Annotated in this window: 18 protein-coding genes and 2 pseudogenes; 13 read left to right on the forward strand and 7 right to left on the reverse strand. The window is 41.0% G+C overall.

Going from position 1 to position 17508, the window contains the following annotated elements; all coding sequences use genetic code 11:
- The 3 genes and pseudogenes from LG003_RS23610 to lysA form a co-directional block, all read right to left on the reverse strand.
- Positions 1–603: pseudogene (locus LG003_RS23610) on the reverse strand (transposase); the annotation flags it as partial.
- Between the two features lie 116 nt (positions 604–719).
- Positions 720–920 (reverse strand): annotated as a pseudogene (locus tag LG003_RS23365) (hypothetical protein); the annotation flags it as partial.
- The gene (gene lysA / locus LG003_RS05265) at positions 829–2166 is read right to left on the reverse strand and encodes a diaminopimelate decarboxylase (protein ID WP_262980330.1); all 1338 of its coding nucleotides are present in this window, start codon (positions 2164–2166) and stop codon (positions 829–831) included. The gene lysA and the pseudogene LG003_RS23365, both read right to left, overlap by 92 nt.
- A 124-nt stretch (positions 2167–2290) precedes the next feature.
- On the opposite strand from lysA, the gene LG003_RS05270 reads away from it, so the two are divergent.
- Entirely contained in the window at positions 2291–3226 is a 936-nt protein-coding gene (locus LG003_RS05270) for a LysR family transcriptional regulator (RefSeq protein ID WP_262980331.1), read from the forward strand.
- Here LG003_RS05270 and LG003_RS05275 read toward each other — a convergent pair.
- Complete coding sequence (locus tag LG003_RS05275; RefSeq protein ID WP_262980332.1) at positions 3209–4123, reverse strand: LysR family transcriptional regulator; 915 nt, start codon at positions 4121–4123, stop codon at positions 3209–3211. The genes LG003_RS05270 and LG003_RS05275 overlap by 18 nt on opposite strands.
- 106 nt (positions 4124–4229) lie before the next feature.
- On the opposite strand from LG003_RS05275, the gene LG003_RS05280 reads away from it, so the two are divergent.
- The gene (locus tag LG003_RS05280; protein ID WP_262980333.1) at positions 4230–5114 is read left to right on the forward strand and encodes an MBL fold metallo-hydrolase; all 885 of its coding nucleotides are present in this window, start codon (positions 4230–4232) and stop codon (positions 5112–5114) included.
- A 31-nt stretch (positions 5115–5145) separates the two neighbouring features.
- Complete coding sequence (locus LG003_RS05285) at positions 5146–5787, forward strand: DsbA family protein (RefSeq protein ID WP_262980334.1); 642 nt, start codon at positions 5146–5148, stop codon at positions 5785–5787.
- 52 nt (positions 5788–5839) lie between these two features.
- Here the strand turns inward: LG003_RS05285 and LG003_RS05290 are convergent, their stop codons facing one another.
- On the reverse strand, positions 5840–6496 hold the full coding sequence (locus tag LG003_RS05290; protein ID WP_112878742.1) for a prepilin peptidase: 657 nt from the start codon (positions 6494–6496) through the stop codon (positions 5840–5842).
- A 292-nt stretch (positions 6497–6788) separates the two neighbouring features.
- On the opposite strand from LG003_RS05290, the gene rsmE reads away from it, so the two are divergent.
- From rsmE to ruvX, 4 genes are all read left to right on the forward strand, one after another.
- Positions 6789–7520 carry a 16S rRNA (uracil(1498)-N(3))-methyltransferase gene (rsmE, locus tag LG003_RS05295; protein WP_011145512.1) on the forward strand — a complete coding sequence of 244 codons (732 nt, stop codon included), beginning with the start codon at positions 6789–6791 and terminating at the stop codon, positions 7518–7520.
- A gap of 9 nt (positions 7521–7529) precedes the next feature.
- On the forward strand, positions 7530–8480 hold the full coding sequence (gene gshB / locus LG003_RS05300; protein ID WP_262980335.1) for a glutathione synthase: 951 nt from the start codon (positions 7530–7532) through the stop codon (positions 8478–8480).
- A 109-nt stretch (positions 8481–8589) separates the two neighbouring features.
- Positions 8590–9153, forward strand: a complete 564-nt coding sequence (locus tag LG003_RS05305) for a YqgE/AlgH family protein (protein ID WP_112878744.1) — start codon at positions 8590–8592, stop codon at positions 9151–9153.
- The gene (gene ruvX, locus LG003_RS05310; RefSeq protein ID WP_262980336.1) at positions 9154–9573 is read left to right on the forward strand and encodes a Holliday junction resolvase RuvX; all 420 of its coding nucleotides are present in this window, start codon (positions 9154–9156) and stop codon (positions 9571–9573) included. It begins immediately after the preceding gene.
- 61 nt (positions 9574–9634) lie between these two features.
- Here the strand turns inward: ruvX and LG003_RS05315 are convergent, their stop codons facing one another.
- Positions 9635–10672 (reverse strand): type IV pilus twitching motility protein PilT, encoded by a 1038-nt coding sequence (locus tag LG003_RS05315; RefSeq protein WP_262980337.1) that lies wholly within the window; start codon positions 10670–10672, stop codon positions 9635–9637.
- 21 nt (positions 10673–10693) lie between these two features.
- Between LG003_RS05315 and LG003_RS05320 the strand changes: the two genes are divergently transcribed.
- From LG003_RS05320 to LG003_RS05345, 6 genes are all read left to right on the forward strand, one after another.
- Positions 10694–11389 carry a YggS family pyridoxal phosphate-dependent enzyme gene (locus LG003_RS05320; protein WP_262980338.1) on the forward strand — a complete coding sequence of 232 codons (696 nt, stop codon included), beginning with the start codon at positions 10694–10696 and terminating at the stop codon, positions 11387–11389.
- A 25-nt stretch (positions 11390–11414) separates the two neighbouring features.
- Entirely contained in the window at positions 11415–12236 is an 822-nt protein-coding gene (gene proC / locus LG003_RS05325; protein ID WP_262980339.1) for a pyrroline-5-carboxylate reductase, read from the forward strand.
- 18 nt (positions 12237–12254) lie between these two features.
- Entirely contained in the window at positions 12255–12803 is a 549-nt protein-coding gene (locus tag LG003_RS05330; RefSeq protein WP_112878749.1) for a YggT family protein, read from the forward strand.
- 26 nt (positions 12804–12829) lie between these two features.
- Positions 12830–13423, forward strand: coding sequence for an XTP/dITP diphosphatase (locus LG003_RS05335; protein ID WP_262980340.1), 594 nt, complete (start codon positions 12830–12832; stop codon positions 13421–13423).
- On the forward strand, positions 13416–14546 hold the full coding sequence (gene hemW, locus LG003_RS05340; protein ID WP_112878751.1) for a radical SAM family heme chaperone HemW: 1131 nt from the start codon (positions 13416–13418) through the stop codon (positions 14544–14546). Before LG003_RS05335 ends, hemW begins: the two co-directional genes overlap by 8 nt.
- Positions 14547–15131: 585 nt before the next feature.
- Positions 15132–15794 carry a hypothetical protein gene (locus LG003_RS05345; protein WP_112878752.1) on the forward strand — a complete coding sequence of 221 codons (663 nt, stop codon included), beginning with the start codon at positions 15132–15134 and terminating at the stop codon, positions 15792–15794.
- A 691-nt stretch (positions 15795–16485) separates the two neighbouring features.
- Here the strand turns inward: LG003_RS05345 and LG003_RS05350 are convergent.
- Entirely contained in the window at positions 16486–17436 is a 951-nt protein-coding gene (locus LG003_RS05350) for a siderophore ABC transporter substrate-binding protein (protein WP_262980341.1), read from the reverse strand.
- Between the last annotated feature and the right edge of the window lie 72 nt (positions 17437–17508).

Genomic DNA, 17508 nt, shown 5'->3' on the forward strand with positions numbered 1-17508 from the left:
TCTATCACAAAATGCTTTCTTAACATCAGTTTATCCCATAGTGATAAAGCGTTGGCTTTCATATTCTTGCGTACATTCGTCACCAATGTCATTCCTTCCGCTGTCAGCTCTTCACACAGTGCTTGTGAAAGATAATTTTTCTCCATATACATACCCACTCAACCCTTTCACTAACTGTTTGACCGGTTGGCAATTATCTGTATTAACCGGGGTCAACTTGATCGCTAAAAGCTCCCCACAATCATTGATAAGCAGGTGAAGTTTAAAGCCATAAAACCAGCCTGTACTGCTTTTTCCTCGACGTGAGAAATGCACACAGGGGGATGAGTGCTCTTTTTTTCAGTGTGAACATTCGGGTATAACTGACTAATTTGGGGAATTCTTTATAGAAATAAAGTGTCACATACTCAAAATAAAAGGATTTAAAATCACTAATGGCTCATGTGGAATAAAATGAGGATCGTCATCACATCACTGAGAGAAAGGGTAAGCGTCGCGGCGATGTTTGAGCAAGCCATTTTCAATTAACTGTTGATGCCAGAGAGGAATAAATTTTTGGCAAAAATCATCGACGCCGCAGTAAAGTTCTTCTAAATTAGACATGTTTGAGGATCTCCACGATTCTGTTTTATTTGACAAAAACTTTGATCGTGCCTCAGGCACTGAATTCCCTTCTTAAGCAAACCTCAGGTTATAATTATAAGGCAGTAGATAATCCGTTATTCCGACATACTTGCCGCTTCCCGTATCAGATGCCAAATCATTGTGCCTGTCTCCGCACCTCGAACATCAAAAACAATAGCGCCCTAAGCAAAGAAATATTGATTCTTAGGCTGTCTGTCTGTTCGCCAGAATCCACTGACCAAAGCCGGATGGTCTCCCCTCAAGGGGATGATATGCAAAAGATACCTCTTCCAACGCTAATAACTCTTCAATCGTTTGGCGACGACGAATTAATTGGGGGCTACCATTAACAAACAGCACCTCAGAGATCAGCGGACGGCTATTGTAATTAGAGGACATTGATGCCCCATAAGCACCAGTGTCATGAAAAACTAAATAGTCGCCAACTTGAACAGGCGGCAACGCTCTTGGCGCAATCCCCCCACCTTCAACCTGTGTAAAGATATCACCGGATTCACATAACGGCCCCGCAACTAATGTTTCCCGCAATGGCAATTGCTCAATCTTACGTCCATCAGCAGGCAAGACTGAGATATGGTGATAACTGCCATACATTACTGGACGCATTAAGTCATTAAACCCCGCATCCACCAGAACATAATTACGGCCCCCCATCTGCTTAACCGCCCTAACTTCCGTCATCAGAATGCCCGATTCCGCTACCAAAAAACGCCCCGGTTCGATTTCTAGCTCAACTTTATGACCTAAATGCTGTTCAATCCTTTTACGGGCATCATCCCACAACCCAAAATAATGAGCGACATTGATTTGCTCATCTCCCTGCCGATAAGGAGTCGATAAACCACCACCAGCTGAAATTGCCTGAATATCTTCACCGCAGAGAATAACCTGTTCAACCATTGCATCGCACACACTGGCAAGGTGTTGATAATCAACACCAGAGCCAATATGCATATGTAAACCAAGCAATTTCAATCCATAGTGACGTATTTTTTCAATTGCCTGTGGAAGATCCTGATACCAAATACCATGTTTACTGTTTTCCCCTCCCGTGTTCGTCTTCTGGCTATGACCATGACCAAACCCAGGATTAATCCGCAACCATACCGGATGCCCTTGTTTACATTGACCAATCTGTTCCAACATATCGATAGAACCCGCATTAACCGGAATATCCAATTCAGTTACTCTTTTCAACGTCGACACATCGATTAAATCAGCAGTGAAAACGATGTCTGCTATTTCTTGTCCTGGACAAAACCCTGCCCGTAAAGCACGCTCAATTTCTCCTAATGAAACGGCATCAACTTTCACACCATATTCACGCATCAGGCGCAAAATGTGAGTATTAGAACAAGCTTTCTGAGCAAACCTGACTACATCGAACTGACATAACAATTTGATTTTTTGAATAATTGCTTCACTATCGTAAACCCATAGTGGAGTACCATATGCTTCTGGCAGACGGCCCAAACTCTCCGGTATCAGATTAGGACAATTATTGCGGGTAAAAGTGCTCATCAGGGTTTCTCTCACAAAGTCGGCAGATAACCCATTATTGGCAGTAAAAAACAGGAATAAAAATATCCATTTCGTTATAGTCTATTCATCTGTGATATAGAATTATCATTTGAAGGAACAATTTATGTCTTCTTGTTCATGGCGCCATATTGAAATCTTCCATGCGGTAATGACGACAAAAAACCTGACAGAAGCGGCTATTTTATTACAAACATCACAACCAACCGTCAGTCGTGAATTAGCACGATTCGAGCACCTAATAAAATTCAAACTATTTGATCGAGTAAAAGGTCGCCTTCATCCAACAGCACAAGGATTGCGCCTTTTTGAAGAAGTTCAGCGCTCCTATTATGGACTCGAAAGAATAATGAATGCAGCTAACAATATACGTAAATTCCAACATGCTCAGCTTTCCATCGCCTGCCTGCCGGTATTTTCTCAATCACTGTTACCAAAAGTTTGCCACCACTTCACCCGTCAATACCCTGATACTAATTTAACCATCATTCCACAGGAATCACCGCTACTGGAAGAGTGGCTTTCAGCTCAACGCCATGATCTGGGTTTGACAGAACATTTGCAGACACCACCAGGTACACAGAGAGAAACACTGATCACACTGAATGAAATTTGCGTATTGCCCGCCGCTCATCCTCTCAGTCATAAGCCGTTATTAACTCCCGAAGATTTCAGCGAACAAAACTTTATCAGCCTTTCGATAACGGATAGCTACCGGCAGCTCATTGATGGAATATTCGCAGAACACCATATTCGCCGCCGCATGATTATGGAAACTCACAGTGCTGCATCGGTATGTGCAATGGTGCGCGAAGGCATTGGTGTTTCTATTGTCAACCCACTGACTGTACTCGATTATCTGGACAGCCACGGCAAATCTGAAATATGCGCTCGCCCATTCAGTATCAGCATTCCTTTTACTGTCAGCCTGATAAAGCCCATTCACCGCCCTTCTTCTGCCCCAGTCGATACTTTTATCGAACACCTAAAAACACAAATTGCCCTGTTTCCCCAAAAACTAAAATCAGCTTTCCAGCATTAGTGCTTGCCAGTACGGAGAAGAAGCAAACCATTGAACCAGAAAATCCAGTAATGCCCTCAGCGTTGCTGGCATATTTTGACGGCTGGCATAAATACCATAAATTCCCATAGCCTGAGGCCGATATTCTGGCAACAACTGAGTCAATTTTCCTGACGCCAAATGCGAAGCAACAGAATAATAGGGTTGCATGGCGATTCCCGCACCTTGCAATGTTGCTTCCATTAACACCATCGATTCATTAGCACTCAAAGTACCGCTAACAGGAACAGAATATTTTTCTCCTTGACGTTCAAATAACCAAAGACTTTTGCCAAAGAAATTATAAGTCATACAGTTATGCAAGGCTAAATCAGCAGGCTTTTGCGGGAGAATTTTCCCCATCAAATAGGAAGGAGCAGCACAAACCACAGAATGACATGTCGATAACGGTCTGGCGATCAAATTCGGTTCCAGATTATTCGTGATGCGTAACGCTAAATCTATCCGCTCCTCGACCAAATTTATTGCCTTATTGCTCATTTGCATATCAATAGCTATCTGAGGATAAATCCGCATAAACTCAGGAATCGCCACAGACAATGCGCTCACCGCCAGAGATTGAGAACTGCTTATCCGCAAAAGACCACTCAACTCCTGTGCTGCTACTGGGTGATCAACAGGTATCTCTTGCGCCAATTGCAATAATTTACGACTGCGCTGATAAGCGATCTCTCCTGCCGATGTCAGGCTGATCTTTCTCGTTGTACGATGTAACAGACGTACTCCCGCCCATTTTTCCATTTCAGCCAGATATCGGGATACCATTGCTCGCGACATATCTAACCGTTCTGATGCAGCAATCATGCTGCCTTGTTCTACAATTATAGTGAACACTTGCGCAGCAGTAACTCTATCCATCAATTAGCTCGATTTATGCAACAAATAATTGCCAATTATGCGGTTTTTTCATCGAAAAACGCAACTTATTATGAACCTCGTTACACACAACATCAGGAATTCAATTATGACTCGCAAAACAACACTAAATATTGCGCTGGCAGGTATCCTTTCCTTGGGTACCATTTCTCTGGCACAAGCCGTTAACCTAAAACTGGATGTTTTCAATCCAGGTGAAAGAAGCGTATTTCCCGTCTCTTCTGAACTCATCATCGGTGATAGAGAAGTTGTACTGATCGATGCTCAGTTCCAAAAAAATGACGCTGAAGCACTGGCCAGAAGAATTAAGTATACCGGCAAAAAACTGACAACCATCTATATCAGTCAGTCTGATCCTGATTTCTATTTTGGCCTTGATGTACTGACCAAAGCGTTCCCTAACGCAAAAGTCATTGCATCACCAGAAACCATTAAAGAAATCAAAAAGACCAAAGATGGCAAACTGGCCTATTGGGGAGGTGTTCTGAAAGAACAGGCACCCAAAAAAGTCATCGTGCCGCAACCGTTGGAAGGTAACACTTTTACAGTTGACGGTGAGAAGTTAATCGTCGAAGGTCTTGATGGCCCTGCGGCTGACCGTACTTTTGTTTGGATACCAAAGTTAAAAGCGGTAGTAGGCGGTGTCACTGTTTCAAGCAACATCCATGTCTGGATGGCAGATACACAGACTAAAGAGTCTCGTAAAAACTGGATGCAGACATTAGATCGCATAAAAGAGCTAAAACCGACAATTGTGGTTCCGGGACATTTCATTGGCAACACACCAATGACATTGGAATCAGTCAAGTTTACGCAAAGATATCTGACTACTTTTGAAAAAGAGCTAGCAAAAGCGAAAGACTCAAAAGCGCTAATCGCCGCAATGGAAAAGCATTATCCAAAACTTGGAGACAAATCCAGCCTCGAACTAAGCGCCAAGGTGCTGAAAGGCGAAATGAAGTGGCCCCAATAAGTGAATTAACCCTTTTGCAGGAATAAGTAATATGCCCAGAATGACTCTGCACTATATCTATGATCCACTATGTGGCTGGTGTTATGGCGTTTCTTCTCTAATACAAGCAGCAAAAGAGGTCGCAAATGTAAAAATTGAATTGCATGGCGGCGGAATGCTGACAGGAGATAACAGACGCCAAATAGACAGCACATGGCGTGATTATGTCCTTAGTCAGGATAAACGGATCGCAAGCCTTACTGGGCAAACTTTCAGTGAGCAATATGTCGCACTGTTAAACGATAAATCACTGATTATGGATTCATTACCACCAATATCAGCCATCCTTGCAGCAGAAAAGTTGGCTGATAAAGGTATCGAAATGTTACTGGCAGTACAAAAAGCGCATTATGTTCGTGGATTAAAAATCAGCGAAACTGAAACGTTATTGAATTTGGCAAATGAATTGCAACTTGATTCAGAGCTGTTCCAGCAACAGCTGACACTGAATAATGAATCAGAAAGTCTCCAACACATTAGGAAAAGCCGTGAACTATTGGCAATCGTTAGCGGCTCAGGCTTCCCTACGTTTATTTTAGAAAATAACAGAAATGAGCTATCTATTATTTCTCTTGATAAATACTTGGGACAACCTAAACGTTGGCAAGATGCGCTGATTCACCATCAGTTTTAATCCCACAGTTTTAACTACTGGCGCCCATACATTTTCAGCTATCGGGCGCCATTCACGATACCCCATTGATTCCCAATAAGTGCATATAGATCATTATGACCGCAGAAATGGCTATATATGGACCAAAAGCAACAGACTCTGGGTAATTTTCTCGTATTCTCCACATCCAAAAGTACCCAATAAGACCAAACAGTGAGGATAAGAGCATTAATAAAGGAATTGCACCAATCCCCAACCAGGCACTAACCGCTGCCATTAACTTAAAATCACCATATCCTAACCCTTCTTTATGACAAATTACTCTAAATAACCAATAGAGAGACCACAAAATCAAATAACCAGCAATCGCACCTGTTACAGCTTGTTCAATAGGCACAAAAGTTTGATTCAAATTCAATAATAACCCTAACCATAAAAGTGGATAATTTATTACGTCTGGCAATAACTTAATTTTTATATCAATAAAAGACAATATAATTAACACCCAAACAAATATCAAAACAACATACAAATGAAAATTCAATGGAAAATAAATCATAAAAAAAGCTGTTATAAACAGCGTCATTAATTCAACCTGAAAATAACCAAAATCTATTTTTTTACATCCATAAATAATTTTAATAAATACACATATCACTTTACTCAAGGTTATTCCGGACACTATTCCAACAAGAATAGCTAAAACAACAATTTTAATATTAAAATCCACTTAATAAAACACCTCCAACTTAATTATACAATGAATGTTTTCACCAAGCAGTAAAAAATAATCACTATATTTTGGCATAAAAATATAATAATAAACACCACTACTTTAAAACAACAAAATAAATATAAAACAGTCAAATAAGATATAAATATGCGAGCAGACTCGCAACATTTATTCAGAGATAACAATCTGCATCGAGATAGCTTGATAATTGGATTAAGCCTCCCTTATCATACCCTCCATTATTTATTGCTTTATGTATAGCTATACCCCGCAGGAAGGAAAGAAAAACATGCGTATACCCCGCGTATATCACCCGGAATTACTCTCATCGAATACTGAAATTTATCTGAGTGATGAGGCGGCTAACCATGTTGGGCGGGTACTCAGAATGAGTCATGGCCAACAGTTACAACTGTTTGATGGTAGCAATCAGATCTTCAACGCTCAGATTACCGAAGCTAGCAAAAAATCTGTCAAAGTACATATCAGCAATAGCGAACTCGCCGATAATGAATCACCACTTAATCTCCATCTGGGGCAAGTCATATCCCGCGGTGAGAAAATGGAATTCACCATTCAAAAATCTGTAGAATTAGGGGTAAATGTTATTACGCCTTTAATTTCTGAACGCTGTGGTGTAAAGCTGGATGGAGAACGGCTGGCTAAAAAACTTCAGCAGTGGCAGAAAATTGCTATTGCTGCCTGTGAGCAATGCTGTCGTAACCGTGTACCTGAAATTCGCCCAGTGATGCAACTTGAGCACTGGTGTGCAGAAAATGATGGCAGTTTAAAATTAAATCTACATCCACGAGCCAGCCAAAGCATCAATACCCTGCCTTTACCTGTAGAAAAAGTGCGTTTACTGATCGGCCCGGAAGGTGGATTATCGATAGATGAAATTGCTATGACAGCTAATTACCAATTTACTGATATCCTATTAGGACCACGGGTACTGAGAACAGAAACGACAGCGCTCACCGCAATTACTGCATTACAAGTGCGTTTCGGCGATTTGGGTTAAGGAGAAAGAATGATCAAACTCGGCATAGTGATGGACCCCATTTCATCCATCAACATCAAGAAAGACACCAGTTTTGCCATGCTATTAGAAGTACAACGTCGCGGCTGGGAACTCCATTATATGGAGATGAGTGATCTCTATCTGCACCAAGGGGAAGCCCGCGCACGTACCCGCTTATTGCAGGTAGAAAACCATCCACAACAATGGTATCAATTCGATAGAGAACAAGATCTGGCACTGGAAACATTGGATGTCATCCTGATGCGCAAAGATCCACCATTTGATACCGAATACATTTACGCCACTTATATTTTGGAACGCGCGGAAGAGAAAGGCACTCTCATTGTCAATAAACCACAAAGCCTACGCGATTGTAACGAAAAACTCTTCACAGCCTGGTTCCCTGATTTAACACCAGATACATTAGTGACTCGCAATGCCGCTCACTTACGTGAATTCCACCAGAAACATGGTGATGTCATCTTTAAACCACTAGATGGTATGGGCGGTGCATCGATATTCCGCCTGAAAAAAGATGACCCAAACGTTGGTGTTATTATTGAAACCCTAACGGAACATGGCAATCGCTTCTGCATGGCGCAGAATTTCTTACCGGCCATAAAAGAAGGTGATAAACGGGTATTAATTGTCAATGGCGAACCCGTTCCTTATTGCCTGGCTCGTATCCCTGCCCAAGGTGAAACCCGTGGTAATCTTGCTGCGGGTGGCCGTGGTGAAGCTCGCCCGCTTTCAGAAAGTGACTGGGCTATCGCCAGAGCTGTTGCTCCAACTTTGCAAGAAAAAGGGTTAATCTTTGTTGGTTTGGACATCATTGGTGACAAACTGACTGAAATTAATGTCACCAGTCCAACCTGTGCACGCGAGATAGAAGCCGCTTTCCCTGATATTTCAATCATTGGCATGTTAATGAATGCAATTGAAGAACGATTAGAGAAATAAAAAATTCTTTTTACGAATTTGCCTGTCAAGGTTTGTCATTTATACTTTTAGCCCACATACTGTTGGGCTAAATAATCCTTACATAGCCAGGTTAATTACTAGAAAAAAAATGAATCTACAGCACCATTTTCTTATCGCCATGCCTTCATTATCTGATCCCTATTTCAAACGCTCAGTTGTTTACATATGTGAACACAATGAAAATGGGGCAATGGGATTGGTGATAAATAAACCTATTGAGCAAATCTCCGTTCGGAAAGTTTTACAAAAGCTGAAAATATCACCAGAAGATCGGGATGAAAGTATCAATCTAAACAAGCCTGTTATGACTGGTGGCCCACTTGCTGAAGATCATGGTTTTATATTGCACACACCAAAACCAGGTTTCAATTCAAGTATCAAAATTTCCGATGACACAATGATCACCACCTCCAAAGATGTCCTTGAAACCTTGGGTACACCACGCCAACCAAAACAGATATTGGTCACGTTGGGGTATGCCAGTTGGGAAAAGGGTCAACTTGAAAAAGAGATAATGGAGAATAGCTGGTTAACAACAAACGCTGATCCACACATTATTTTCAACTCACCCATTGCGGACCGCTGGCGTGAAGCCGCATCTTTACTCGGAATCAATATCTATAATATTGCCCCACAGGCGGGACATGCATAGATGAATAACCGTACAATAATAGCCTTCGATTTTGGCACCCGCAGCATCGGCGCAGCCATTGGACAAGAAATCACGGGCACCGCCAGAGCATTAACCTCATTTAAAGCCACAGATGGTATCCCCAATTGGGGGCAAATCGAAAAATTACTTAAAGAGTGGCAACCAGATCTGGTTATCGTTGGTCTTCCCCTCAATATGGATGGCACTGAGCAATTAGTTACAATGCAAGCACGTAAATTTGCAAACCGGCTGCATGGCCGGTTTGGTGTACAAGTTCAACTCCAAGATGAACGCCTGACAACGGTTGAAGCCCGTGCTCATCTGTTCGACCAAGGTGGTTATAAAGCCTTAAATAAAAGCAAAGTAGATGCTACTTCCGCTGTTATTATTCTGGAAAGCTGGTTTGAACAGCGCTATTAATAGCAATTAACTAACAGTAACAGCGATCAATTAACAGCAACCGTATAACCGTCATTCGCGGTTAATTGATAGCGTTCTTTTTGATCTTCCTCTCCGTTTGCTCTGCCAGTAATCCCTGTAATTTACGCTGCTGCCAGCCTTGCTCATAGGTTTGCATCCCGCTGGCAGCGCCCGTCTGCATAAGCGTCGTTATTTGATGATTTTTTCCTTCTCGTATCAGATGGCTCACTGCCTGATTAACTGCCAATACTTCATATACAGCAACTCGTCCCCCACCTTGGGCAGAGACTAATTGTTGTGCTATCACAGCTTTCAGGCTGCCTGCTAGCTGGCTACGTACCCACCCTTTTTCTTCAGCGGAGAAAATATCCACCAGCCGGTCAATTGCCTGTACAGCACCTCTGGTATGTAAAGTCGACAATACCAAATGCCCAGTCTCTGCCGCAGTTAACGCCAAGCGTATTGTCTCCTTATCCCGCAACTCACCCAACAGCAATACATCAGGATCTTGCCGGAGAGCCCCTTTTAACGCTTCCTGATAACTGGGCGAATCCAATCCAATTTGCCGCTGTTGTATCAGACAATTGCAGCTATGGTGGATAAATTCCACGGGATCTTCCAATGTAATAATGTGCTGACAACTGTGGCTGTTCAGCATATCCACAATAGCAGTTAACGTTGTCGACTTCCCACTGCCTGTAGCACCGGTTACCAGGATCAATCCACTCTCTTCCCGCAAAACCATTTCACGGATAATTTCAGGCGCTTTTAGCTGTTCTAGAGTTGAACACTGAGAGTGAATTAAACGCAAAACGACTGACAACCCGGAGTGCTGACGAAAGATGTTGCCTCTCAATCGTTGGCCATTTTCTGTTTCCAACGCAAAATCCACATGTCCACCAGTTAATAGCTGTTGTCGCTGATTTTCTGATAAAAACTGCTCACTCCACTCTTCCAGCAATAGATTATTTACAGATGGCAGTTGAGTTTGCGGACAAAGCACTCCATTTATACGTAATACAGGAACTTGCCCAATACAAAGATGCAGATCTGAAGCATTATGCTTTACACTAAGGGCCACTAGCTTATCCATATTCATTTTTTAATCTCCTGAGTCACCATGAACAATATTGAACAAAATTTACAAGATGTCAGGACCCACATAGCCATTGCCGCACAGAAATGCGAACGCGTTCCAGAAGAAATTACCTTGCTTGCAGTCAGTAAAACCAAACCTGTGGAAGATATCGAAAAAGCAATCGCTGCCGGGCAACACCAGTTTGGTGAAAATTATGTGCAGGAAGGTGTAGAAAAAATTGCTTATTTTGCAAATTGTAATGATTTGATATGGCACTTTATCGGTCCGTTACAGGCTAATAAAAGCCGTTTGGTGGCAGAAAATTTTAACTGGTGCCATACCATTGACCGCTTAAAAATAGCACAACGCCTGAACAAACAACGTCCGGAGGGAATGGAACCGCTGAATATTCTTATTCAAATAAATATCAGTGATGAACGGAGCAAATCAGGTATTCAACTTGATGAACTATCAACGCTGGCAGCCGAAGTGAACAAACTGCCGAATGTGAGGCTCCGTGGTTTAATGGCAATCCCGGCACCAGAACCTGACTATGAACGTCAATTGGTGGTTTTCAGGAAAATGGAACAAGCCTTCCTTAACCTGAAAACGAAATATCCTCAAATAGATACTCTCTCAATGGGGATGACTGATGATATGGCTGCTGCCATTAATTGTGGTTCCACATTAGTACGAATTGGAACAGCCATTTTCGGTGCACGTCAATATCACAATTAACCATTTCAACGCTACGAGGTATTTAATGGAAAAACGTAAAATTACCTTTATTGGTGCAGGTAATATGGCTCACGCCATCATAGCCGGATTAGTAAAAGGAGGATATCCTGCTGAGTTGATTAATGTCTGCGCACCAAGTGATACTCACCGTGATGCACTAGCAAAAGAGTATGGTATTAACAGTGATAGTGACAATATTCGCTACACACAAGAAGCCGACGTTGTTGTTTTGGCAGTAAAACCGCAAGTGATGGCAGATGTTTGTCAGCCTCTGAAAGAAAACGTAGATTTCAGTAACAAACTGGTTCTGTCTATCGCCTCAGGTATTTCCGTTGCACGTTTTGGTGCTTTATTACAAGGCAAACTCAATATTGTTCGTATCATGCCAAACACGCCGGCATTAATTGGTCAAGGGGTGAGCGGATTATTCGCATCGGAGCAAGTCAGCCAGTCTGACCGTGATTTCACTCAAGCATTAATGAACAGTGTGGGTAAAACCTACTGGGTAAAAGATGAAAATGGCATCAATGACGTTATCGCCGTAGCAGGCAGTGCGCCCGCTTATTTCTTCCTATTTATGGAATCAATGCAACAGGAAGCAGAACGTTTAGGTTTTGATAGCCAAACAGCCCGTGAAATTGTTTTGCAAACGGCAATAGGTTCTGCGGCACTGGCCGCATCAAATGTAGATCTCCCTTTTGCAACCCTGCGTGAACAGGTAACATCTAAAGGCGGTACTACTGCGGAAGCATTACGTATTTTTTATGAAGGCAAATTGCCGGAAACCGTATCCAACGCTATGCAGGCGGCTATTCGCCGGGCACAGGAAATGGAAAAACAATTTTAATTTTATCAAGGCTGCTAAATGCAATTTTTAACCTTTATTCTGTTCACAGTTCTGGATTTATACATCGCTGTTTTATTACTTCGTGTATGGATGCAATGGGCTCGTTGTGATTTTTATAATCCATTTGCTCAATTTATTGTGAAAATGACCCAACCGATCGTTCGGCCATTACGCCGAGTTATACCGTCTATTGGTTCTCTCGATACTGCCTCCATTGTTGTCGCTTACGTTCTGGTATTGTTTAAATTGATCATGCAACTTTGGTTCAGTACCGGTGCGGTTGCTTTCCTCACACTTTTCATCCCTATCGGGTTAATTGAATTGCTGACAGCAGCAGGTAAACTGGTATTCTGGTTGGTACTGGCACGTGCTCTACTCAGCTGGATAAGCCAGGGACGCAATCCGATTGACTATGTTCTGATGCAACTAACAGAGCCATTGATGGCACCTATCCGCCGCATTATGCCAACAATGGGCGGCCTTGATTTTTCAGCAATGATCGTCATTTTGATCCTCTACGCACTGAATTATCTCCGTGCTGATGTTCTTTCATGGCTAATACAGTAAATAAGAATTAAATTGGATTCAAAATAATGCAAAAAGTTGTTCTGGCAACCGGTAACCCCGGAAAAGTTCGTGAACTGGCACAATTACTGGCTGATTTTGGTCTGGATATTGTTGCTCAAACTGAGTTAGGCGTAAATTCAACCGAAGAGACCGGGCTGACATTTATTGAAAATGCCATTCTTAAAGCCCGCCACGCCGCACAAGTTACCGGCCTGCCCGCAATTGCTGATGATTCTGGTCTATCCGTAGACATCCTTGGCGGCGCTCCGGGTATCTATTCAGCCCGCTATGCAGGTGAAAATGCCACTGACCAGCAAAATTTGGAAAAATTGCTGGATACGATGAAAGATATTCCTGACGATCAACGTCAAGCTCAGTTTAACTGTGTGCTGGTCTATATACTCCATGCAGAAGATCCAACGCCTCTGGTATTTCATGGTCGCTGGCTGGGAGTTATCGCACGTCAACCTGCCGGTAATGGTGGGTTTGGTTATGATCCCATCTTCTACATACCAAAATTAGGCTGTACTGCCGCTGAATTAACGGGTGAACAAAAAAATGCCGTTTCGCATCGTGGTCAGGCACTAAAGATGATGTTGGATACACTACGTAATGCTTAAACTTCCACCACTGAGTCTTTACATCCATATTCCATGGTGTGTACAAAAGTGTCCTTACTGTGATTTCAACTCTCATGCATTGAAAGGTGATGTTCCGCATCAGGAATATGTTGACCATTTATTAGCAGATCTGAAAACGGATCTGCCAATGGTCAACGGACGGGAAATTACCACTATCTTTATTGGTGGTGGAACCCCCAGCCTGCTTAGCTCACAGGCAATGCAACAATTGCTGGATGGCGTTCGTGCTCTCCTACCGGTATCGCCACAAGCTGAAATTACGATGGAAGCCAATCCGGGTACTGTGGAAGCCGACCGTTTCAGCGGTTACCAGCAAGCGGGTATTAACCGAATATCCATTGGCGTGCAGAGTTTCAGCCCGGATAAACTAGTACGTCTTGGCCGTATTCACGGGCCGGATGAAGCCAAACGGGCAGCACGTTTAGCCGCCAGTCTGGAGCTACGCAGTTTTAATCTAGATTTGATGCATGGTTTGCCGAACCAAAGTCTTGATGAAGCGCTGAATGATTTACGTCAGGCAATTGCATTATCACCACCGCATCTTTCATGGTATCAGTTGACTATTGAGCCTAATACCAGCTTTGGTTCTCGTCCTCCCGTTCTGCCCGACGATGACGCTTTATGGGATATCTTTTCACAAGGTCACCAATTGCTGACAGCGGCAGGTTATCAGCAATATGAAACTTCTGCTTATGCCAAGCCAGGCTATCAATGCCAGCACAATCTCAACTACTGGCGTTTTGGGGATTACCTTGGTATTGGCTGTGGCGCTCATGGAAAAATCACATTTGAAGATGGCCGTATTCTGCGCACAGTGAAAACCAAACATCCCCGTGGATATATGCAAGGACGCTATCTGGATAAACAGAATCAAGTAGAAAATGAAGATCGGCCATTTGAATTTTTTATGAACCGATTCCGTTTATTGGAAATGATGCCCAAACAAGATTTCAGTGATTTCACTGGGTTACCTGAGGCTTCAATCCGTTTTCAAATTGAGCAAGCCTTAGCAGCAGGTTATCTCTCTGAAACAGCAACACACTGGCAAATTACACAGAAAGGTAAACTATTCCTAAATTCATTATTGGAACTATTTCTTTAACACAAAAATCGCCTTCGAAAAATTCAACTCCACAAAGATTATCTTTGCATAAAATTGATACCTCCATTGGTTTCGTTTCTATTCATAATACATTTCCCCCGCTGAACTTCAGAGGGGGCTCCATTAGACGGTAGTGACTGATTGTCCAGTGTTGGGTTCCTTTCTGAGGAATGATTACACCCCCAAATTTAAATAATATCTAAGTTACAAATTATCCACAGCATTAATATTGAAATAATAATCCACAATTTAATTTTCAATGATAAAACTCAATATATAGAAAAATAAATCAACAAATATAATATAAAAACAATAATATAAAAATTTATTAATCCACCTACCCTAAAAATATATTTATCCATGTGGGTAATAGTTAATATCGACCATCAATAAGAATATTAATTAAAATCAAATAAAACCACTCTCTACACAAAATTAATTTTTAACATATGTGAATTACGACACAATAATATCATTTAAATTATCTCAAATACGACTATATTTAATTTGTGCTTGGTTGTATTTCTATTGATAGCACGAGCCATTAAAAAATCATTTTTAATTTCACTTTGATTGGGGTAAAAAATGAATATTGAAAATAAAGAAATGTTATATACCTTGTCCAAAGAAGACCTCGCCACAGAACTAACTCCGTATTATCAAGATTTTTATGATCAACTTTCCGATCATCAAAAAGAAAATATTAGCTTTGACATGGTTGTAAATGATGCTTACAAGAGATTGCATTTTAATAATTCAGCTCCAACTAACACTGATGGAAGATTAAAATTAATAGAGTACGCAGGTGTATCTCCATGCACTCTTGCAATTGGTTCAGTTGTCGCAGGTGCTTTTAAACTTGCATTTAAATTCATGGGCATACATGAATCCGAAAGAGAATCAGCCACACAGATATTATTGAAAAAATTAGGTCATGATGCTATACATGAGTTATTGACTATAGTTCATGACCTTAAGAATTCGGATTCTATTACTGATAAATCACAGAATACCTGGTCATTAATTTCTTCAGTTAAGGATGATATAGGCATTTCTGGAATAACTAATTGCTTAAAGGAGTCAATGCATTGGTACGACTGGGTTATTACCGGAATAACTGCAATAGCACAATTAACTATATGGTTTGCTACAGGTGGAGCTGCATTTATTGCAGAAATAGCACTGGCTGGTCCTGCTATAGCCAGATTGGTACTTGACTCTGTAGACGCAGTTAATACTTGTTCATAAAGCGTTTATCTGTAATCTCATTTAATTATCAAGGAACTTATTATTTATTATAAGTTCCTTTCAATATAAATATCATTCTCCATATTATAAACTCGAATAAATCAGACATTCAAATATAAAATAAATAATAATTTCACCTTGTAAATTCAATATGTAAATCACTATTAATATTTTAAAATAATTATTTTTTCACAGAAAGCAAATTATCATCTGGAAAAATATTTAGATCAATTTAGGTTATTTAAAAATGACCAATATAAATAATTTCTCAGCTTACTTACATATGATATAAATATATTTATTAATAACGAAATTAGTTTTCATACTTATATCATGACACATTAATATTATATTTTATGAATAAAAAAAGCATTATTCCGAATAGAAAACTTTTCTATATTTTTAGTTATTAACGCTGGAAATACGCATAATAAGCTAATTATTCATATACCCGTTATCTTTCAAGTTGCCTCTTTGTTGGCTGCACTCACTCACCCCGGTCACATAGTTATCTATGCTCCCAGGGATTCTCTCCCTTGCCGTCGCGATCCACCTTGAAATCCATAGGGTATAGCTCAGACCAAACCTGACAGTTACTAGCATAAAAAACCGATAACTGTCAGACCAAACCTAAAACAATCCATTGTGGAACTTCAATCACTGTTCAAATTCAAAATGGCGCATGACCTGATTAAAGGGCATCAGCCACCGCATTAACTTGTGCTGACAGACTCTCCAAACCACCGCCAGACAAATACCACAGATCAGACTTCAGATAAGTAATTTTGCCATTCTTGTACGCTGAAGTGGATTTCACTTTATCATCTTCAAACTTCGCTTTATCTAGCTTACCAGCACCAATTGCTTCACTGCGGTCAATAATTAAAATCACATCTGGATTGGCTTGAGCAATCATATCAGAAGTCACTACAACGAATTTGTTTTTATCTTCACCAGCAGGAATAGATAATTCTGCTTTCTGCGCCTTAACCACGTCATACACTACGCTCTGGCTGTTCAGCACTAATTTACCTGCGTTATGAAGTAATACTAAAACTTTTGCACCAGAAGATTTAGCTTTATCCTGAGCTTTAGCAATGGTTTTTTCCAGCTCAACAATCTGCTCTTTTACTTCACTCTGTTTACTAAACAACTCACCTAATAACGTTATGTTACTTTCAACTGAAACCAGATAATTTTTGCTATCAATTCCCAAATTAATTGTCGGTGCTATTTTTGACAGCTTTTCATAGAAAGGAGTTTGACGCCCGCTAATAACGATTAAATCAGGTTTAAGTTGCGCCAGTTTTTCCAGATTTGGCTCTTTCATACCCCCCGCATTTTCTACCCCTTTAGGTAAGCTATTACGGAGATATTCAGGCGTATTACCAGTAGGTAATGCAACAACCCTATCTGATAAACCTAATTTAACTAGTGAATCATAAATACCGAAATCAAATAAAACAACTTTCTGAGGATTCTTTTTGACCTCAGTTTCACCGGAAAGGTGCTTAACTATAACCTTATTATCAGCCTGAGCTGTAACAGCATTTGGTGTAACTACAGCAGATTTCTGACTAAATGCGGAATGGCTTGCAACAGCAAATAACGATACCAGAACGACAGGGATTATCTTTTTCATATATCGCACTCCAAGAAAGGATATTTAGTAAACATTTGCATTCTAGGTAGCGAAAAAAATATGTCAATCTAA

It is taken from the genome of Photorhabdus kleinii (assembly GCF_025384885.1).
Classification (GTDB): domain Bacteria; phylum Pseudomonadota; class Gammaproteobacteria; order Enterobacterales; family Enterobacteriaceae; genus Photorhabdus; species Photorhabdus kayaii.